Genomic DNA, 18,939 nt, shown 5'->3' with positions numbered 1-18,939 from the left:
CACGCGGGCACCGTCCCGACGGGCGGTGGTGCCCCCGCGGGCGGTGTCGTTCCGACCGGCCCGCGGCACGCGGATGGACGCGCGGCGATGCCCCGGCTGGTCGCCTATCCGGTGGGCGGCGCCTACGCGGTCGGCGGGACGTATCCCGTCCCTGGCCGCCTGTCCGTGCCCAGCACACCCGGCGCGGGGACACCCATCCCCGGCGCACTTGATGCCACCCCCCGCCATTGCCGGCACGTCCGTCGCCGGCACGTCCGTCGGCGGCACGTCCGTCGGCGGCAGAGATGACACGGTCCGCGATGATGCCGAGCTGGACGGCGTGGCGTCCGAGGACCCACGGGCAGCGGACGCCCGCGCGCCCGAGCCATCACCGTGAGTGTGCGGCCGGGGGTCGGGCGCGGGCGCGGGTAGCATCACGATCGGGTCAGGGAAACCTGCCGTGGGGCCGCCCGCCGGGCGGTTGCCCGCCGTCCGCGGGACGATTCCCGCGCCAGCGTCCCAGCGCACACAGGAGAGTCTCGGTGTCCGACGTCCGCGTGACCGTCCAGCATGACCAGCGCAGCGAGCCGCGGGTGGTGCCGACCGGTACGACGGCCGCCAGCCTCTTCGCAGACGACCGCTCGGTCATCGCCGCGGTGGTCGACGGCCAGCAGCGTGACCTCGCCCACGTCCTCGTCGACGGGGCCGTCGTCGAACCGATCGCGCTCGACTCCCCGGCCGGACGGGCGATCGTGCGGCACTCGGCGGCGCATGTCGTCGCCCAGGCCGTGCAGGACCTGTTCCCGAAGGCCCGCCTGGGCATCGGCCCGCCCATCGACAACGGCTTCTACTACGACTTCGACGTCGAAACCCCGTTCACCGCGGACGATCTGAAGGCCATCGAGAAGAAGGCCCAGGCGATCATCAAGTCCGGCCAGCGTTTCGCCCGGCGGGTCGTCAGCGACGACGAGGCCCGCGTCGAGCTTGCCGACGAGCCGTACAAGCTGGAACTGATCGGTCTGAAGTCGAGCGCCGGTGACGATGCCGAGGCGAGTGTCGAGGTCGGCGGCGGCGAACTGACCATCTACGACAACCTGGACGCAAAGACCGGCGAACTGTGCTGGAAGGATCTCTGTCGCGGTCCGCACGTGCCGACCACCCGGTCGATTCCCGCCTTCGCGATTCTGCGGTCGGCCGCCGCCTACTGGCGGGGCAGCGAGAAGAACCCGCAGCTGCAGCGCATCTACGGCACCGCCTGGGAATCCCGCGAGGCGCTGAAGGACTACCAGACCCGCCTCGCCGAGGCCGAGCGGCGCGACCACCGCCGCCTCGGCGCCGAACTCGACCTGTTCTCCTTCCCGACCGAGATCGGCCCGGGTCTGTCGGTGTTCCACCCCAAGGGCGGCGCCGTGCGTACCGCCATGGAGGACTACTCGCGTCGTCGGCACATCGAGGCGGGCTATTCGTTCGTCAACACCCCGCACATCACCAAGTCCGAGCTGTACGAGATCTCCGGGCATCTCGACTGGTTCGCCGACGGTATGTACCCGCCCATGCAGCTCGACGGCGGCACCGACTACTACCTCAAGCCGATGAACTGCCCGATGCACATCCTGATCTACCGGTCGCGCGGCCGGTCGTACCGGGAACTGCCGCTGCGGCTGTTCGAGTTCGGCACCGTCTACCGGTATGAGAAGTCCGGCGTGGTGCACGGTCTGACCCGGGTGCGCGGCCTCACCCAGGACGACGCGCACCTGTTCTGCGCCCGCGAACAACTGCCCGCCGAACTCGACAGCACCCTGAGCTTCGTGCTCGGCCTGCTACGCGACTACGGCCTCGACGACTTCTACCTGGAACTGTCGACCCGCCCCGAGGGCAAGGCCGTCGGCACCGACGAGGAATGGACCGAGGCCACCGACCTGCTACGTGAGGCCGCGCAGAAGCAGGACCTCGAGCTCGTGATGGACCCCGGCGGCGGTGCCTTCTACGGCCCGAAGATCTCCGTACAGGCCCGCGACGCGATCGGCCGGACCTGGCAGCTGTCCACCATCCAGGTCGACTTCCAGCTCCCGCAGCGCTTCGACCTCGAGTACCAGGCCGCGGACGGCACCCGTAAGCGCCCGTTCATGATTCACCGAGCGCTGTTCGGCACGATCGAACGGTTCCTCGCGATCCTGCTGGAGCACTATGCCGGCGCCCTGCCGCCGTGGCTCGCCCCCGTGCAGGTCGTCGGCATCCCGATCACCGACGAGCACGTGCCCTACCTCGACGAGATCGCCCGCCGGCTGGTCACCCAGGGCATCCGCGTCGAGGTCGACGCCTCCGACGAGCGGATGCAGAAGAAGATCCGCACCGCACAGAAGCAGAAGGTCCCCTTCATGCTGCTCGCCGGCAACGACGACGTCGCCGCCGGCGCCGTCTCCTTCCGCTTCCGCGACGGCACCCAGCGCAACGGCGTCCCCGTCGACGACGCGATCGCCGAGATCCTCGACGCCGTCACCCGTCGCATCCAGGTCTGACGCACAACCGACCGCCGACCGCCGCGGAGGACGGGACATCCGTCTCATCCTCCGCCGAGGCCGGCGGCTGGGCGGATCGCTGGTGGGCGGTGGTCAGGGCTGGGGTTCGAAGACCTCGGTGAACAGGTCGATCATGGCGGTCCAGGCGCGGTCGGCGGTGCGCTGGTCGTAGCGGACGCCGGGGATGATGCCGTCGGTGATCGGGTCGGTGAAACCGTGCTCGGCGCCGCCGTACAGGCGTAGCTCCCAGTCGGCTTCGGCGGTGCGCATCTCCTGCTCGAAGGCGAGGCGCTGGTCCGCCGGGACGATGGGGTCCTCGGCGCCGAGACAGAGCAGGACCCGGCCGGTGATCGCCCCCGGCTGGGCCGGTTGTTGCGTGGCCAGGCCCGCGTGGAAGCCGACGACGGCGCGCAGGTCGGCGCCGGCGCGGGCCAGCTCCAGCGCGATCGTTCCGCCGAAGCAGAACCCGATCGCGGCGATCTGCCCGGCTGCGACCTCCGGCTGGGTGAGCAGCACGTCGAGACCGGCCCGGGCCAGCGCCCGCTGACGCTCGGGCCTGGCCAGCAGCCCGGCATAGCGGTCGCCGGAGCGCTCGCTGTCCGACCGCCCGCCGCCCCCGTAGTAGTCCAGGGCGAAGGCCGCGTAGCCGGCCGCGGCCAGGCGGCGGGTCCAGTCGCGGGTGTGGTCGGTCAGGCCGCCCCCGCCATGGCAGACCAGCACCCCCGGCCGCGCCCCGGGCCGCTCGTCGTCGACGGCGAACTCGCCGATCAGGTGCAGATCCTCGTAGCCGTATTCAATTTCCTGCGTGCGCATGGCACCTCCGCCGCTCACGATGCCCACCCGAGCTTCTCCGCGTCCAGGCTTCTGCGCTGACCCGGCGACCGGCCTTCCCTTCCGGCCCGGTTGCCGGTACTCGGTAGCCATCCCACAGCCTCGTCAGATGGGAACGATCCGCGCCCTTCTTACTACTGGACGCTACGTCGCATACGTGGCGTGACCGTTGGGCGCCTGCTGTTCGCCTCCTGGACGAAAACCGCGCCCTCAGGGCGCCTCGACGACACGCCCGGGACGCTTCTACAGGGACGAAACGGACAGAATTGCGCGATCAACCCGGTAGAAGGACCACGTAGATCGACACGCCGACGTGGATCGGCGGGGGAAGATCTCGGGTTGGTAGCGGTGGGTGACACCGAGTCTCCGGGCGTCGGCGGCGCCACGGAATGTGCCTGCGTCGGGCGGCGAAATTCGGGTCCGAGGGCGGGGGGTCCGAGTTCGGGTCCGAGGGCGGGGGCCCGAGTTCGAGGACAGGTCGCCCGGCCACGGCCTGGCAGGAGAAGGCGCCTGGCCGCGGCCTGGCAGGAGAACCGCCGGCTATGTCTCTGCGGACAGTCGGTCGAGGACGCCGTCAAGGTCGTCGGTGGTGACGCCGGCGATGAAGCGAGCCGCGATTCCGCCGTGCGGATCGAGCACGTAGGTTGTCGGCAGCCCGGGGACGCCGGGCCAGCGCGCGGCCAGGGTGCCATACCTGTCGACGATCGTGGGGTAGGGCACGGCAAAGTCGTGCACGAAGGTCGCGGCGGTGTCGGCGTCCTCCTTGCTCACGCCCAGAAAGGCAACGGTCGGACGCTGGTGCGCCGTCCTCACCAGGGCGGGTGTCTCCGCCCGGCAGGGTGGGCACCACGAGGCCCAGAAGTTGACCACGGTGATGCGTCCCCGCAGCGCCGCGAGATCGACCCGTTGCCCTGCGGGCGTCAGGCCGATGGTCTGCGGCGCGGGTCTGCGTTCGCCGGGCGCGGTGAAGGTGAGCCGTGCCTTCGATGGCCCGGTTCCCGCATTCCCGTCCGCGGCCGTGGCACCTGTGCGGCAGTCGGCCAGGCACAGGCAGGCCACCAGCACAAGCATCGGGACGACGTACCGCCCCGGCCCACGGCGGACTGCACCGGTCATCGGTGGCACGGCTCTCCCTCACCCACAGATCTACTACGGCTTGTAGAACAAGTGTAGGTCGGTCGGCGTACCGTGTGCGTGGTGGTTGTCGGCAGGGGCTCCCGCTGGCTGTCCCGCCGGCTGTCCCGCTGCCGGACCGGATGGTCGTCACCTGCGCGGACAGTGGGATTTCCGGTTCCGACGGGGCGGGCGGGGCAGGGCATGGTAAGGGCGTTTGCCCGGATGTTGCCGGCCTGTCACGGTACGGCGGTCGGGAGGCCGGCTCGCTATGGTCGGTTCAGGTCGGACGGGCCCGTATCGTCGAGTCCTCACCTCAGCGCGGAGGCGTCATGGACAAACAGCAGGAGTTCGTGCTGCGGACTCTCGAGGAGCGGGACATCCGCTTCGTCCGACTCTGGTTCACCGACGTGCTCGGGTACCTGAAATCGGTGGAGATCTCCCCGGCCGAACTGGAAGGAGCACTGTCCGAGGGCATCGGGTTCGACGGTTCGGCGATCGAGGGATTCGCCCGGGTACACGAGGCGGACATGCTGGCCCGGCCCGACCCGTCCACGTTCCAGGTGCTGCCCTGGCGGGGTGAGCACCCACTGACCGCGCGAATGTTCTGCGACCTGATCATGCCGGACGGCGGGCCGGCGGCCGCCGACTCACGCTGGGTACTGCGGCGCACCCTGGCACGGGCGGCCGACGCGGGGTTCACGTTCTACACCCATCCGGAGATCGAGTTCTTCCTGCTCAAGGAGCCGCCCAGGCGCGGCGGGCCGATGCCGCCCCCGGTCGACGAGTCAGGCTACTTCGACCTGACGCCCAACGACATCAGCCACGACTTCCGCCAGCAGGCGATCAGCATGCTGGAACGCCTCGGTATCTCGGTGGAGTTCAGCCATCACGAGGTGGCGCCCGGGCAACAGGAGATCGATCTGCGGTATGCCGACGCGCTCACCATTGCGGACAACATCATGACGTTTCGCCAGGTGGTGAAGGAGGTCGCGCTGCGCCAGGGCATCTACGCCACGTTCATGCCCAAGCCGTTCGGCGACCAGGCGGGTTCCGGGATGCACACGCATCTGAGCCTGTTCGAGGGCGACCGCAACGCCTTCCACGACCCGACCGACGAACACCAGCTCTCCAAGGTCGCCAAGTCGTTCATCGCCGGGCTGCTCACCCACGCCGCCGAGATCACGGCCGTGACCAACCAGTGGGTGAACTCCTACAAGCGCCTCATCGGTGACCAGCAGGCCGGCGAGGTGCTGGAGGCGCCCGCCTATGTCTGCTGGGGGCACAACAACCGCTCCGCGCTGGTGCGGGTCCCGCTCTACAAGCTGCACAAGTCGCAGGCCACCCGGGTCGAGTTCCGGCTACCGGACAGCGCCTGCAACCCGTATCTGACCTTCGCCCTGGTGCTGGCCGCCGGGCTGCGTGGTGTCCAGGGCGGATACGAGCTGCCCGCCCCGGCCGCCGATGACGTCTGGACGCTCACCGACGAACAGCGCCGCGAGCGGGGGATCGCGGCCCTGCCCGGCTCCCTGGCCGATGCGATCACGGTGATGGAGGGGTCGTCGCTGGTGCGGGAGACCCTCGGCGACGAGCTGTTCGCGTTCTTCCTGCGCAACAAGCGGGCCGAATGGCAGGACTACCGGCGGCAGGTCACACCGTTCGAGATCGACCGGTACCTGCCCGTGCTGTGACGTCGCAGGGGCAGGTACCGCCACACGGCCCGGTGACGGCACCGGAGTGGGGGTCGGCCAGGGTGACGGTCGACCATCCGCGGGGCAGTTCGGTCGGCGCACGGCTTGCCCGGCTCGGGTTCACCGATGTCGACCGGGTCGAGGCCGCCATGCGGCGCCTGGCGCTGCTGGCGGTCGAGGGCGCAACCGCCCTCGACCATCCCGTCGTGGCCGCCCTCGCTACCAGCGCCGATCCTGATCTGGCCCTCGCCGGGCTGGAACGGCTCGTCGACGCGCTCGGCCCGGGAGACGGACCGTCCCTGCTCGCCGAGCTGACGGCCCGACCGGGGCTGCGGGAGCGGCTGTGCGCGGTGCTCGGGGCGAGCCGGGCGCTGGGAGATCATCTTGCCCGGCGGCCGGGGGACTGGCGGGTGCTGGCCCCGGACGAACTGGCGACGGCGCGTCCCGACCCGGCCGGTGCCCGCGCGATGCTGCTGGCGGCGGTCGGCGCGGATCCGGCCGGGCCGGTTCCCCGCGCGAGCGCCGACACGTCGCAGGTGCTCGACGCCCTGCGCCTGGCCTACCGCCGCGAGCTGCTCATCCTCGCCGCCCGGGACCTGACCGGCGCGGTCGCCCTGGACGACGCCACCGCTGAACTCGCCGATCTCGCCGGTGCCGCCCTCGACGCGGCCCTGGCCATCGCCCGGGCCGGTCTGCCGGCGGACCTGCCGCCGGTGCGGCTGGCGGTGATCGGCATGGGCAAGTGCGGTGGCCGGGAGCTCAACTATGTCAGTGACGTCGACGTTCTGTTCGTCGCCGCACCTCAGGACCCCGACCCCGGCCCTGCCCCTGACCCCGACCCCCAGCGCCATGGCGACCTCCAGCGCCATGGTGACACCGAGGCCGACCTCGATGCGGTGCTGCGGTCGGCGGCGCGGTTGGCCGAGGGACTGGTCCGGGCCGCGGGGCTGGTGACGTCGGCCGGGGCGCTGTTCCAGGTCGACACGAACCTGCGCCCGGAGGGGCGCGACGGCGCGCTGGTACGCACCCTCGACAGCCATCTGACGTACTACCGCCGCTGGGCGCGCACCTGGGAGTTCCAGGCGCTGTTGAAGGCCCGGCCGATCGCCGGTGACCTCGAGCTTGGCGCCCGGTTCTGCGCCCAGGTCGCCCCGCTGGTGTGGACGGCGTCCTCGCGGCCGAACTTCGTCACCGATGTGCGGGCGATGCGGCGCCGGGTCGAGTCGACGTTGCCGCGGGCGCAGGCCGACCGCGACCTCAAACTCGGCCCGGGCGGCCTGCGCGACGTCGAGTTCGCGGTGCAGCTGCTGCAGCTCGTCCACGGCCGGGCCGATCCGAAGCTGCGGGAGAACGCGACGTTGCCCGCGCTCGACGGCCTCGTCCGCGGTGGGTACGTCGGTCGCCGGGATGCCGCCGCGCTCGCCGACGCCTACCGGTTCCTGCGCACCGCCGAGCATCGGCTGCAGCTGCGCCACCTGCGGCGGGTGCACACCCTGCCGAGCCAACCGGCCGAACTGCGCTGGCTCGCCCGGTCAATGGGGCTGCGCACGGCCGCCGAGTTCGAGGCCGCCCGGACCCGGATCGCGCACACCGTCCGCTCGATGCACGAGCGGCTGTTCTACCAGCCGTTGCTGGAGGCGGTCGCCCGGCTGTCCACCGAGGAGATCCGGCTCTCCCACGCCGAGGCGGCGCAGTGGCTGACCGCCCTGGGGTTCGTCACGCCGCAGCGGTCGCTGCGCCACATCGAGGCACTGACCAGCGGCGTCAGCCGGACCGCGGCGATCCAGCGGCATCTGCTGCCCACCCTGCTGCCGACCTTCGCCGACGCGCCCGCCCCGGACGCGGGGCTGTTGGCCTACCGGCAGGTCAGCGAGGCGCTCGGCCGGGTGCCGTGGTACCTGCGACTGCTGCGCGACTCGGCCGGCGCCGCCGACAGGCTGGCCCGCGTGCTCGCGACCAGCCCGTACGTTGCCGATCTGATGGCGCAGGCACCGGAATCGGTACGGCTGTTGCGGACCGAGGCCGATCTGGTGCCGGTACCCCGCGAGGCGCTCTCGCGCACCCTGCTGGCCATCGTGCACCGCAACCCGGACTCCGAGGACGCCATCGGCCGGGGCCGGGCGGTGCGCCGCGTCGAACTGGTCCGGGTCGCCTGCGCCGACCTGCTGGGACTGCTGGACGTCGCCGCGGTCGGCCGGGCACTCAGCGACGCCGCGGCGGCCACCGTCACGGCTGGGCTGCTGGTCGCGCAGCGCCGTGTCGCCGGCGGGGATCCGGACCGGCTGCCCGCCCGGATGGCCGTCATCGCGATGGGACGCCTCGGCGGGGACGAGATGTCGTACGCCAGCGACGCCGACGTGGTGTTCGTCCACGCGCCCCGCGCCGGGTACGGCGAGCAGGAGGCGGGACGGGCCGCCGCCGAGGTGGTCGGTGAGCTGCACCGGCTGCTGGCCCTGCCCGGACCGGATCCCGCACTGCGCCTGGACACGGCCCTGCGACCCGAAGGCCGCAGCGGGCCGGCGTCACGCACCCTTGATGCCTACGAGTCCTACTACCGGCGATGGTCCAGGGACTGGGAGTCACAGGCCTTGCTGCGGGCCCGACCCCTGGCCGGGGACCCGGATCTCGCCTACCGCTTCTGCCGGCTCATCGACCTGGTGCGCTACCCGCAGGCCCTGCCGGCGACGGCGCTGGCCGAGATTGTTCGGCTGCGTGGGCGGATGCGACGCGAGCGGGTGCCGCGTGGCATCGACCCGGCCCGCCATCTGAAGTTCGGTCCCGGCGGCCTCACCGACGTGGAATGGACGGTGCAGATCCTGCAGCTGCGCCATGCCCGCACCCTGCCGTCGCTGCGGACCACCTCGACCCTGGATGGCCTGCGGGCCGCGGTCCTCACCGGCCTGCTCGGCGAGGGCGATGCCGGCGACCTGCAGGCGGCGTGGCTGTCGGCGTCGCGGATCCGGGGCGCGGGCACCCTCGCCGGACGGCGCGATCCCGATCTGGTGCCCCGTGACCCGCACGAGGCCGAGCGCACGGCGCGGGCTGCCGGGTGGCCGGCCGGGGGAGCGGCAGAGCTGTTCGCCGAGCACCAGCGACTGGCCCGGCGGGCCGAACGGGTGGTGCAGGCCGTCTTTGCCCGCGAGCAGACCTCGGGCTTCGGCTGAGCCCGTCCTGCCCCCGCTGAGCCGTGCGACAGCCGACAGCCGACAGCTGACAGCCACCGAAACGCCGAAGGCCGGCCGTCCGAGGGCAGGAGTCCCGGACGGCCGGCCTTCGGCTGTCGCCTCACGTCGCGGTCCACACCGTCGCGGCGCCGCGGAGTTCGTCGAGCAACCGGGGCGGACGCACTCCCCCGCGCGAGCGCCCCGGTCAGGTCGGATCGGTCAGCTGGACTGGACCGGTCGACCGGTCAGACGCTGGCGGTGACGCCGACGACGGTCGGGGTGCCCTGCTCCGGCACGAACAGGGTCGGCTTGTCGCCGGCCAGCGCGCTGCAGCAGGTGTCGACCATCAGCGCGGAGACCAGGTACGGGTCCATGTTGGCGTTCGGACGACGGTCCTCCAGCCAGCCCTTCTTCGCCTTCTCGACCGCCCACGGGATGCGGACCGACGCGCCACGGTCCGAAGCGCCCCAGGAGAACTTGTCCCAGGGGGCGGTCTCGTGCTTGCCGGTCAGCCGGTCCTGGATGCCCGTCCCGTAGTGGGTGACGTGCTCCATGACGCGGGTGCCCAGAGCCTCACAGCAGGTGACGATGGCATCCCAGCCGGCCATCGTCTGCTTGGTGGAGAAGTTGGTGTGCGCGCCGGCACCGTTCCAGTCGCCGAGGATCGGCTTGGCGGCGAAGGACACCTCGACGCCGTAGTCCTCGGCGATGCGGTGCAGCAGCCACCGACCCAGCCAGATCTGGTCGCCGATCGCGGGCGTCGGCAGCACACCGATCTGGAACTCCCACTGGCCCATCATGACCTCGGCGTTGGTGCCCTCGATGGCGAGGCCGGCGTCGAGGCACGCCTGGGTGTGACGCTCCACGATCTGGCGGCCCGGCATCTTGGAACCGCCGACACCGCAGTAGTACGGACCCTGCGGCGCGGGGTAGCCGACCTCGGGCCAGCCGTAGGGACGGCCGTCCTTGAAGAAGGTGTACTCCTGCTCGATACCGAACATCGGCGACATGTCGGCGTACTTCTCGGCGACGCTGCGGCTGAACGCCCGGGTGTTGGTCGGGTGGGGTGTGAAGTCGGTCAGCTCGACCTCGCACAGCACCAGCCGGTTGTCACCGCCCCGGAGCGGGTCGGGCGTGACGAAGACGGGACGCAGCACGCAGTCCGAGTTGGATCCCGGCGCCTGGTTGGTGCTCGAGCCGTCGAAGCCCCAGATGTCCGGCTCCTGACCGTCCTTGACGATGCGCGTCTTGCTGCGCATCAGCGGGTCGGGCTCGGTGCCGTCGATCCAGATGTACTCGGCCTGATAACTCACTCAATTACTCCCCGCTGTGGGTCCTGCACCTGACGGAGCGACTTCGTGATCGGCCAGGGGGAGGCCGACCCAGGCCGCGGTGACGGGAGGGTTCGGTCGGAGCTTCGTCGGGCCTGGTTACCGAACCGTTCCATGATTGTTAATTCTTTGTCTCTCGTGGGTGACTGTCGGCATTGCTGCCGGCAGCGTGACAGGACGCCCCCTGACCGCGGCGGCGCATGTGCCGCCCCGGTGTCCAGCATTTTTCAACACCTGGTCGCCGCGGTTCGCCGGAAACATTCAGTCGACGAACCGACCGGCTCAGATGTCGTAGTAGAGGGTGAACTCGTAAGGGTGCGGACGAAGCCGGATCGCATCGACCTCGTTACGCCGCTTGTAGTCCACCCAGGTTTCGATCAGGTCAGTCGTGAAAACATCGCCCTCACGCAGGAACTCGTGGTCGGCCTCAAGGGCGTCAAGCACCTTCTCCAGCGATCCGGGCACCTGCGGAACGGCGGCCAGTTCGTCCGGGGGAAGCTCGTAGAGGTCCTTGTCGATGGGGTCCGGTGGGTCGATCTTGTTGCGGATGCCGTCCAGGCCGGCCATGAGCATGGCGGCAAAGGCGAGATACGGGTTGCAGCTCGGGTCCGGCACGCGGAACTCCACCCGCTTCGCCTTCGGCGAGTCACCGCCGAGCGGGATGCGGCAGCAGGCCGAGCGGTTGCGGGCCGAGTAGACGAGGTTCACCGGGGCCTCGTAGCCGGGCACCAGCCGCCGGTAGGAGTTCGTCGTCGGGTTGGTGAACGCGAGCAGTGCCGGGGCGTGGTGCAGCAGCCCGCCGATGTAGAAGCGCGCGATGTCCGACAGGCCGCCGTAGCCGTTGGCGCTGTAGAACAGCGGCTCGCCGTCCTTCCACAGGCTGGAGTGCACGTGCATGCCGGAGCCGTTGTCCTCGAACAGCGGCTTGGGCATGAAGGTGACGGTCTTGCCCCGGCTGCGGGCCACGTTGCGGATGACGTACTTGTAGAGCATCAGGTTGTCGGCGGTCTTCAACAGCGTGTCGAAACGGATGTCGATCTCGGCCTGACCCGCGGTGCCGACCTCGTGGTGCTGCATCTCGACGGTGATGCCGGTCTCGTAGAGCACCCGGGTCATCTCGGAGCGCAGGTCGGTGAAGTGGTCGGTGGGCGGGACCGGGAAGTAGCCGCCCTTGAACCGGGGCTTGTAGCCGAGGTTGCCGCCCTCCTCCTTGCGGGCGGTGTTCCAGGCCGCCTCGACCGAGTCGACCTGGTGCATGGAGCCGTACGGGTTGTAGTCGTACCGGACGTCGTCGAAGATGTAGAACTCCGCCTCCGGGCCGAAGTACGCGGTGTCGGCGATACCGGTGCCGCGCAGGTAGGTCTCGGCCTTCTTGGCGATGTTGCGCGGGTCGCGCGAGTACTGCTCCTTGGTGATCGGGTCGTGGATGAAGAACGTCATGGCGAGGGTCTTGTGCTCGCGGAACGGATCAACAAAAGCCGTCTGCGGATCCGGCAGCAGCAGCATGTCGGACTCGTGAATGGCCTGGAATCCCCGGATGGAGGACCCGTCGAACATGAGCCCGTCCGTGAAGACCGACTCCGCGAAAACCTGGGTGGGAATCGTGAAATGCTGCATGATCCCGGGCAGGTCGCAGAACCGTACGTCGATGAACTGAACCTTCTCGTCGCGGATATAGCGGAGCACGTCCTCGGCGTTGGTGAACATTCGTCCTCCAGCCTCCTGTCACGCTTTCCGGCCTGTGCATCACGGCATGTCGAGATGTCTTTGGTCATGTCCGAGCAGGCACATGACATCACAAAGTCGTTTCGGTTACGTTACAAGGGGGGACTTTATCACTCTTGGTGATCTGTTGGGTGCAGCTTGGTGTGGCGCATAAGCTTGCGTCGTGGGACGTGCGCTTGGAGGCTGGCTCGAGGGTCCAGGTCTGCCGCGGGATGGGGAGCCTGGCGTACGGCTGGGGCTGCCCGAACACGGCCGGGGCTCGGTGGTGGGTTTCGGGCCGCGCCTGGCCGCCTACCTCGTCGACGCGGTCGCCGCGAACCTGATCGTCGGCGTGCTTTTCCTCGCTGGGCTGCGCTACTCGACCGATGCGCGTGGTCTGGCGATCTACCTGGTGTTCCTGTTGGAGGAGTTCATCCTGGTAGCCACGTCCGGGCAGACGATCGGCATGCGGCTGCTGGGTATCCGGGTGATCCGGCTGCGTGATCGCGGGCTGCAGTCCTGGCCGTGGATCGCCCTGCGGACCCTGCTGCTCGCGCTGCTCGTGCCGGTCCTGATCTGGGACCGCGACCTGCGCGGCACGCACGACCGGGCCGCCGGCACCGTGGTGGTGCGCGACCCGGTCCGCTCCGACGCCACCGGCTGAGCCCGTCCCGGCATACCCCGGCCCAGGAACCCTTGGAGCCTCCGCGGCTGGCCGCAATCGCGGACTCGGAGTTCGTCCCGTCCCGTAGCGGGCCGCGGAGCAGGATCTGCCTACACGGATCGTTGTGGGAGGCAGCTCGGACACGAATTCGCCCGCGACGACCCGTGCGCGCCGCACGTGCCCGCGAGCCCCGAAGGCGGCGTCACGATCCGTGGATCGATCTGTGTTCCAGCGTGCCTGCTGCCGCGGACGTCGACCGTCGTCGCCCTGCGCTCCACAATCCGCGATCCGCTCCCGTCGGTCTGGGCGCGGGCCGGCGGTGTGTGGCTGCTTGGGTTGGACAATCGGGATGTGGTTGACGGAGTGGGGGTCGTTCTCGCCGGACGGCACCCTGCTCGCTACCACCTCCGCCGATGGGACTGGCCGGCTGTGGGCGATCACCTGATCTCAACGGCCATCCTGTGACCACGCGGGGCCCAGCAAGATCACTACTGATGCTTGTAGCTGCACGCACCCCGCAAACGCAGGTCAACCATCATGCGGTTAGCGCCGAGCAAGGCCACCGCCAACCCGAGAGGCCGTGTGCATAATCCGGCTTGAAACGGTAGTTCCGTAACGGAGTGTGGTTCTGGCCGCGATGGGTGGGGTCACCGACACGGATGGCCGGTGGTGGGTCAGCGCGGTCGGCCGCCGCGGGGGATGTTGCGGGGAATCGGACCCTTGGGGATCGGCAGCGCCGCGCCGCCCATCGCCCGCAGCCGCCGGTCGAGGGCGTCGACCTCGCCGCGGGGCAGTGTGCGACGCATCCGCATGAGGGTGCTCTGCAGCTTCGGTAGCGGGACCTCGCCCTCGCCGCTGCCGACGATGATGTCGGTGACGGGGGCGTCGCCCACGGCCCTGCGGATCCGGCGCTTCTCGGCGGCCAGCAGCTCGCGGGGCCCGCGGCCCCGACCCTCGGCAATGATGATCACACCGGCCCTGGAGACGACCCGGTGAACCACGTCCTGGTTGCGGTTGATCCCGACGGCCGGGGTGATCCGCCAGTCACCGCGCATCCGCTCGATGACCCCGGCCGCGGCGCCGGGCTTGCCTTCCATCTCGGCGTAGGCGGTGCGTTGGACCCGTCGGCTGAACAGGTTGAGCGCGATCACAGCGCCGAGCAGGACGCCGATCGGGATCCACACGTAGAGCGGGCCGATGAACAGGCCGAGGACGATGCCCAGGACAAGGGGGACGAGCAGGCCGGCCAGGGTGATCCACAGGACCTGCGGATCGCGCTTGCGGGTCATCGCGAAGACGAGCCGCACCTGGGCGAACCGGGCGCGCATCCCCGTGCCCTGTGCCGCCGCGGCCGAGCCGGTGGCGCCGCGGCCGTTCGCTCCGTCCGCGCCGCCTCGCCCGGTGGCGCCGCTGCGGCCTGTCCCGTTCTTTGCGCCCGCTCCCGCGGACACGTTCTTCTGCGGCGCCGCGGGGGCGGTGTCCCGTGGCTGCTTCCTCAGTGCCATGTCCGCGAGCCTACGGCCTAGGACGGGCTGCCAGCAGGGCCGCTGCCACGATGGCGATCACGGACGGCCGTGGCGACCGCCGGTGGGCGGTGCCGACCCCGCCTCGGGAGGTTTCGGTCGTCAGCTGCGCGCGATCGCAGCCACAGCCGCAGGCGCGGCTGAGGGCAACAGCCGGACGCCGGGACGAGACAGCTCGCCTCGAGGCAGCTCAATCGGCACGACCTCGGGTCTGCGCTGCTCCGCGAGCAGCGGGCCGGGCGCGGGGCGGACCGGGGTGATGTGGACCGGCTCGAGCCAGCCGGCGCCCCGGGCGCCCTGCAGGTCGGCGGCGGCCCGCCAGGCGTTGCGCCGCGCGGTCTTCTGGCCGCCCTGCGGCAGGAGGAGCAACGTGGCTTCTTCGAGAGCACTGAGCAGTGAACGGAGCACGATGGGAACGACCTCCCGGGCACGGTCGTGGGCACGGGTGGAGGAAGGATGCGAACGCGGAGGATTCAGCCGCGACGAAAGCCCCATCGCGACCTGGAGTGAGCTCGGTGGTGACCTGGGGTGAAGCTGTAGTGCCACCCTAGCGCCCCGGTGCGGGTGTCTACCAGGCCCGCAGTCACTGCGTGTGAGAAGTCACGGGTGCGCTTGGGGGAAACTGGGGCAACTTGCTATGATCTTCGCCACGTGCGGTGATGGCCTGTTGGTAAAGCCGGCCGGCCCGGTAGGAGGAGCGGACCAGCGGGCCGGACATCACCCCGGCGAACCCCAGCTCGGCGCCGACCCGCTCCCAGTCGAGGAACTCCTCGGGGCGCACCCAGCGCTCCACCGGATGGTGGCGCGGGGTGGGCCGCAGGTACTGGGTGACGGTGAGCAGCTCGCACCCGGCGGCGTGCAGGTCGCGCATCGCCTCGTGGACCTCGTCCGGGGTCTCACCGAGACCCAGGATGAGGTTCGACTTCGTCACCAGTCCGGCGGTACGGGCCTGGCGCAGCACATCGAGGGATCGGTCGTAGCGAAACGCCGGGCGGATCCGCCGGAAGATCCGCGGCACGGTCTCGAGGTTGTGGGCGAGCACCTCGGGGGCGGCGGCGAAGACCTCGCCGAGCTGCTCGGGCCGGGCGCCGAAGTCCGGAATCAGTACCTCGACCCCGGTGCCGGGCGACAGGGCGTGGATCTGGCGGACGGTCTCGGCGTACACCCAGGCGCCGCCGTCGGCCAGATCGTCGCGGGCGACGCCGGTGACGGTGGCGTAGCGCAGACCCATCGTGCGCACGGACTCCGCGACGCGGCGCGGCTCGTCCGGGTCGAGCGCGGTGGGACGGCCCGAATCGATCTGGCAGAAGTCACACCTGCGGGTGCAGACATCTCCGCCGACGAGGAAGGTCGCCTCCCGGTCCTCCCAGCACTCGTAGATGTTCGGGCAGCCGGCCTCCTCGCACACGGTGTGCAGCCCGGCGCCCCGCACGAGGCCCTTGACGTCCTGGTATTCGGGGCCGGTGCGCATCCGGGTGCGGATCCACGGGGGCTTGCGTTCGATCGGGGTCTGCGCGTTACGGGCCTCCAGGCGCAGCAGTGGCCGACCCTGCGGTGCGACGGTCATCTGACGAGCTCCTCGCGACGAACGGCAGCCTCGGAGCCACTGGTGGCTGCGCCGGGCGGTGTGATGGTCGTGGCCACGGGTTCGACCCGGGCGGTGACCCGGTCGCCGAGGTGGCGCCCGCCGAGATAACGGTCGAGCACGGCGAGGGTGTGCCGCTCGACGACCGGACGGGCGTCGGCGACGGTGACCGGGCGGCCGAGCTCGGCGGACAGGCTCGTCACCCCGGCATCGGTGATGCCGCACGGAACGATCCGGCCGAAATCACCCAGGTCGGTGAGGCAGTTCAGGGCGAAGCCGTGGGTGGTGACCGCCTGGCGCACCCGCACGCCGATCGCGGCGATCTTGCGATGAGCGTCCGTCGTCCAGACACCGCTGCGGCCCTCGACCCGGCGGGTCTGGAGGCCGAACTCCGCGCAGCTGTCGATCAGCGCCTGCTCCAGCGCCCGGACGTACGCCACGACGTCGAGGGGGCGAGGCAGCTTCAGCACCGGATAGCCGACGAGCTGCCCGGGGCCGTGCCAGGTGATCCGCCCGCCACGGTCGACGTCGATCACCTCGGTGCCGTCCAGCGGGCGCTCGAAGGGCTGGGTGCGCCGGCCCGCGGTGTAGACGCTGGGATGCTCGACCAGGATGAGAGTGTCGTCGGCCGCATCGGCCACCCGGGCCTCGGCGAGCGAACGCTGCAGGTCCCACGCCTCGCGGTAGGGGACCACGGCCAGCCTGAGAACGTCCACCCCAAAAGCGTACGCCCGCGCACCGACCGTCCCGGGGGCATCGAGGTGCCCGCCGACGGCCGCCGAGCGCCCGTGCAGCCGGCGGTGCGTTCGAAGCGGCTGGCGGGTATTCCGCCCGGGGCTGCCGGCAGCTTCCCGCAGACGTCTGCGGGGAGCCCGGGGTGGGCTAGTGGGAGTCGCCGGTGCGGGATCCGGGCAGCAGTCTGGGTTCGACCGGTGTCTCCACCGCGGTGCCGTTCGGGCCGGGTTCGACCCGCCAGGCCCGGGCGTTCGGCCGGTCGGCGACCGCCTCCACCAGCTCGGTGCCCCGAAAGTGCAGGCCGACGCCGTCGTCGGTGGCCCAGCCGGCGGGCAGCGCACCGTCGGCGACCAGGCGCTGGTAGAGCGGACGCCGTCCCGGCTCGGAGTCGTAGTGCGGGGTGTTGCTGTACGGCAGCAGGGCCAGCCCGTTCGTCACCGGGCGCAGGTCCGGACCGAACGAGTCGGTGGTGCCACCGACATGCCAGCACAGGGAACCGGCGGACACCCCACCGAGGACGACGCCGGCCTCCCACGCCGCCCGGAAGATCTCGCCGAGCCCGTGCGTCGCCCACACCGCCAGCAGGTTCGCCACGCTGCCGCCACCGACCCAGACGACGTCCTGGGCCAGCAGGTGGGCCCGGACGTCAGCGATGTTGGGCATCGGGAACAACGCCAGGTGGGACAGCACCACGTCCGGACGATCCCGGTTGAAGGCGGCGTAGCCGCGGGCGTAGGCGCCCTGGTCGTCGCCGAGGGCGGTCTGCAACAGGCACAGCCGCGGGCGTGCCCCGGCACCGGCCAGGTCCAGGGCATGATGCAGGACGGGACCCACCCGCGCACCGTGGCGGCCGTCCGGCAGGAAACCGGCGCTGGTGGCGAGGATCTGCACGGCACTCGCTTTCTCGTCGTCGGATCCGGAGATCGTAGAAAGTTATCCACAACTGGCGGAGATGCCTGCTGTGTCGCCGGTTTTGAGCCTAGCGTCGCTACTTGTGACCTTCTCGGACGATCCCCCCGGCAGGCCGGCCCGGCGGGTGGGTGGCGCACCTGATGTACCAGGCGTGAGCGTACGCTCACGCCTGCGGGGTGCCGGTGCCGGCGAGCTGTGGTCCGGGCAGATCGAGCTGTCCGGTGCGGAATGTGTCGTGCGGCGGGTGCGGCTGGCACCCGATCCGGTGCTGCGCTCGGAGGCCGCGGCCGCGGCCGAGGCGCTGGCCGGGCTCAGCCATCCCCATCTGGTGCCGGTGATCGCGGTGCTGCCGATCTCCGATGGTCTGGTTCTGATCACCGAACCGGTCGCTGGGGCGATCAGCCTGGCCCGACTGCTGGCTGCCCGCGGCACGCTCGATCCCGGCGAGGTCGTCACCGTGGGTCTGCCGATCGCACAGGCACTGGCCGCCGCGCATGCCCTCGGGATCGTCCATGGCCGGCTCGGGCCCGAGGATGTCCTGTTGGAGCCGACCGGCCGGCCGGTGCTCATGGGCCTGGGTGTGGCTGGTCTGGCCGACGCGGAGCGGGCAGCGGCCACGGTCCCCGCGGTGGCCGCGGGCGATGTTCATGATCTGGCCACGATCCTGCTCGAGTCGATGCGCGAGGCCGTCGGGCCGGAGGCGGCCGCGGTGGCGGTCGCGGTGGCCACGGCGATGGTCGACGACGTCCAGCGCCGGCCGAGTGCGGATGATCTGGCCGCGGTGCTCGCCCGTAGCGCGGCACCGCTGCCGGTGCGCCTCGACCTGCCCGATCCTGTCGGTCCAGGCGGCGGTCCAGGCGGCGGTCACGGCGTCGGGAGAGGGCCGGACGCCGGCGGTTCGGGTGCGACCGTGCACGTGCTGCCCGTGCACCCGCCGGATGGGGATGGGCAACCGCGGCTGCTGGCCGGCGCCCGTCCCGACCGCCAGAGTAGGGGCGGTGGGGACGGCGGCGGTCGGGACCGGGCGGAGGAGGCCGACAGCGGGCCGGGCGAGCAGGCGCGGTCCACCCGGGCAGCCACCGGTGCCACCGCTGTGCACGCCGGGGAGTTGCTCGACTCGCTGCCGCCGCCACCGGGGCGTTCGGCCTCGTCGCGCCGCAGTGCTCGCCAGGGCGGGCGCGGCCACGC

At 71.0% G+C, this 18,939-nt stretch carries 13 protein-coding genes and 2 pseudogenes; 6 read left to right on the top strand and 9 right to left on the bottom strand.

Annotated features, from left to right (window positions below):
* Together ND747_RS14555 and thrS are read left to right on the top strand one after the other, a co-directional pair.
* Positions 1-288 (top strand): annotated as a pseudogene (locus tag ND747_RS14555) (hypothetical protein); the annotation flags it as partial.
* 233 nt (positions 289-521) lie between these two features.
* Positions 522-2,498 (top strand): threonine--tRNA ligase, encoded by a 1,977-nt coding sequence (gene thrS / locus ND747_RS14550; RefSeq protein WP_251734158.1) that lies wholly within the window; start codon positions 522-524, stop codon positions 2,496-2,498.
* A gap of 93 nt (positions 2,499-2,591) precedes the next feature.
* Here thrS and ND747_RS14545 read toward each other — a convergent pair whose 3' ends face one another.
* Both ND747_RS14545 and ND747_RS14540 read right to left on the bottom strand, forming a co-directional pair.
* Complete coding sequence (locus tag ND747_RS14545; protein WP_251734157.1) at positions 2,592-3,311, bottom strand: dienelactone hydrolase family protein; 720 nt, start codon at positions 3,309-3,311, stop codon at positions 2,592-2,594.
* Positions 3,312-3,869: 558 nt separating this feature from the next.
* The gene (locus ND747_RS14540; protein ID WP_251734156.1) at positions 3,870-4,445 is read right to left on the bottom strand and encodes a TlpA disulfide reductase family protein; all 576 of its coding nucleotides are present in this window, start codon (positions 4,443-4,445) and stop codon (positions 3,870-3,872) included.
* Between the two features lie 329 nt (positions 4,446-4,774).
* Between ND747_RS14540 and ND747_RS14535 the strand changes: the two genes are divergently transcribed.
* Both ND747_RS14535 and ND747_RS14530 read left to right on the top strand, forming a co-directional pair.
* Positions 4,775-6,133 carry a glutamine synthetase family protein gene (locus tag ND747_RS14535; protein ID WP_251734155.1) on the top strand — a complete coding sequence of 453 codons (1,359 nt, stop codon included), beginning with the start codon at positions 4,775-4,777 and terminating at the stop codon, positions 6,131-6,133.
* Between the two features lie 62 nt (positions 6,134-6,195).
* Positions 6,196-9,297 carry a bifunctional [glutamine synthetase] adenylyltransferase/[glutamine synthetase]-adenylyl-L-tyrosine phosphorylase gene (locus ND747_RS14530; RefSeq protein ID WP_251734154.1) on the top strand — a complete coding sequence of 1,034 codons (3,102 nt, stop codon included), beginning with the start codon at positions 6,196-6,198 and terminating at the stop codon, positions 9,295-9,297.
* A gap of 245 nt (positions 9,298-9,542) precedes the next feature.
* Here the strand turns inward: ND747_RS14530 and glnII are convergent, their stop codons facing one another.
* The gene (gene glnII, locus ND747_RS14525) at positions 9,543-10,610 is read right to left on the bottom strand and encodes a glutamine synthetase GlnII (RefSeq protein WP_251734153.1); all 1,068 of its coding nucleotides are present in this window, start codon (positions 10,608-10,610) and stop codon (positions 9,543-9,545) included.
* A 300-nt stretch (positions 10,611-10,910) separates the two neighbouring features.
* Positions 10,911-12,335 carry a type I glutamate--ammonia ligase gene (gene glnA, locus ND747_RS14520; RefSeq protein WP_251734152.1) on the bottom strand — a complete coding sequence of 475 codons (1,425 nt, stop codon included), beginning with the start codon at positions 12,333-12,335 and terminating at the stop codon, positions 10,911-10,913.
* A 181-nt stretch (positions 12,336-12,516) separates the two neighbouring features.
* Between glnA and ND747_RS14515 the strand changes: the two genes are divergently transcribed.
* Positions 12,517-12,996, top strand: a complete 480-nt coding sequence (locus ND747_RS14515) for an RDD family protein (RefSeq protein ID WP_251734151.1) — start codon at positions 12,517-12,519, stop codon at positions 12,994-12,996.
* 674 nt (positions 12,997-13,670) lie between these two features.
* On the opposite strand, the gene ND747_RS14510 is transcribed toward ND747_RS14515, so the two are convergent.
* The 5 genes from ND747_RS14510 to ND747_RS14490 all read right to left on the bottom strand — a co-directional run bounded on the left by ND747_RS14510 (position 13,671) and on the right by ND747_RS14490 (position 17,730).
* Positions 13,671-14,501 (bottom strand): DUF4191 domain-containing protein, encoded by an 831-nt coding sequence (locus tag ND747_RS14510; protein WP_251734150.1) that lies wholly within the window; start codon positions 14,499-14,501, stop codon positions 13,671-13,673.
* Positions 14,502-14,621: 120 nt separating this feature from the next.
* Positions 14,622-14,927 (bottom strand): hypothetical protein, encoded by a 306-nt coding sequence (locus ND747_RS14505; RefSeq protein WP_251734149.1) that lies wholly within the window; start codon positions 14,925-14,927, stop codon positions 14,622-14,624.
* Positions 14,928-15,102: 175 nt separating this feature from the next.
* Positions 15,103-16,086: a lipoyl synthase gene (lipA, locus tag ND747_RS14500; protein ID WP_251734148.1), complete on the bottom strand. Its 984-nt coding sequence runs from the start codon at positions 16,084-16,086 to the stop codon at positions 15,103-15,105.
* Complete coding sequence (gene lipB / locus ND747_RS14495) at positions 16,083-16,898, bottom strand: lipoyl(octanoyl) transferase LipB (protein WP_285900530.1); 816 nt, start codon at positions 16,896-16,898, stop codon at positions 16,083-16,085. Before lipB ends, lipA begins: the two co-directional genes overlap by 4 nt.
* A gap of 88 nt (positions 16,899-16,986) precedes the next feature.
* Entirely contained in the window at positions 16,987-17,730 is a 744-nt protein-coding gene (locus ND747_RS14490) for a peptidase E (protein WP_251734146.1), read from the bottom strand.
* 172 nt (positions 17,731-17,902) lie between these two features.
* Here ND747_RS14490 and ND747_RS14485 point away from each other — a divergent pair.
* A pseudogene (locus ND747_RS14485) lies at positions 17,903-18,939 on the top strand (serine/threonine protein kinase); the annotation flags it as partial.

Origin of the sequence: Frankia sp. R82 (assembly GCF_023716925.1) — a bacterium.
In the GTDB taxonomy this organism is placed as follows: Bacteria; Actinomycetota; Actinomycetes; order Frankiales; family Frankiaceae; genus Frankia.
The sequence above is the reverse complement of the archived record's forward strand: the minus strand, read 5'-3'. Positions and strand labels throughout refer to the sequence as shown.

Bases quoted from the DNA above. Each gene is read 5' to 3' on its own strand.
- glnA (WP_251734152.1), bottom strand. From the start codon at position 12,335: ATGTTCACCAACGCCGAGGACGTGCTCCGCTATATCCGCGACGAGAAG.
- ND747_RS14535 (WP_251734155.1), top strand. From the start codon at position 4,775: ATGGACAAACAGCAGGAGTTCGTGCTGCGGACTCTCGAGGAGCGGGAC.
- ND747_RS14540 (WP_251734156.1), bottom strand. From the start codon at position 4,445: ATGACCGGTGCAGTCCGCCGTGGGCCGGGGCGGTACGTCGTCCCGATG.
- ND747_RS14510 (WP_251734150.1), bottom strand. From the start codon at position 14,501: ATGGCACTGAGGAAGCAGCCACGGGACACCGCCCCCGCGGCGCCGCAG.
- lipA (WP_251734148.1), bottom strand. From the start codon at position 16,086: ATGACCGTCGCACCGCAGGGTCGGCCACTGCTGCGCCTGGAGGCCCGT.
- ND747_RS14545 (WP_251734157.1), bottom strand. From the start codon at position 3,311: ATGCGCACGCAGGAAATTGAATACGGCTACGAGGATCTGCACCTGATC.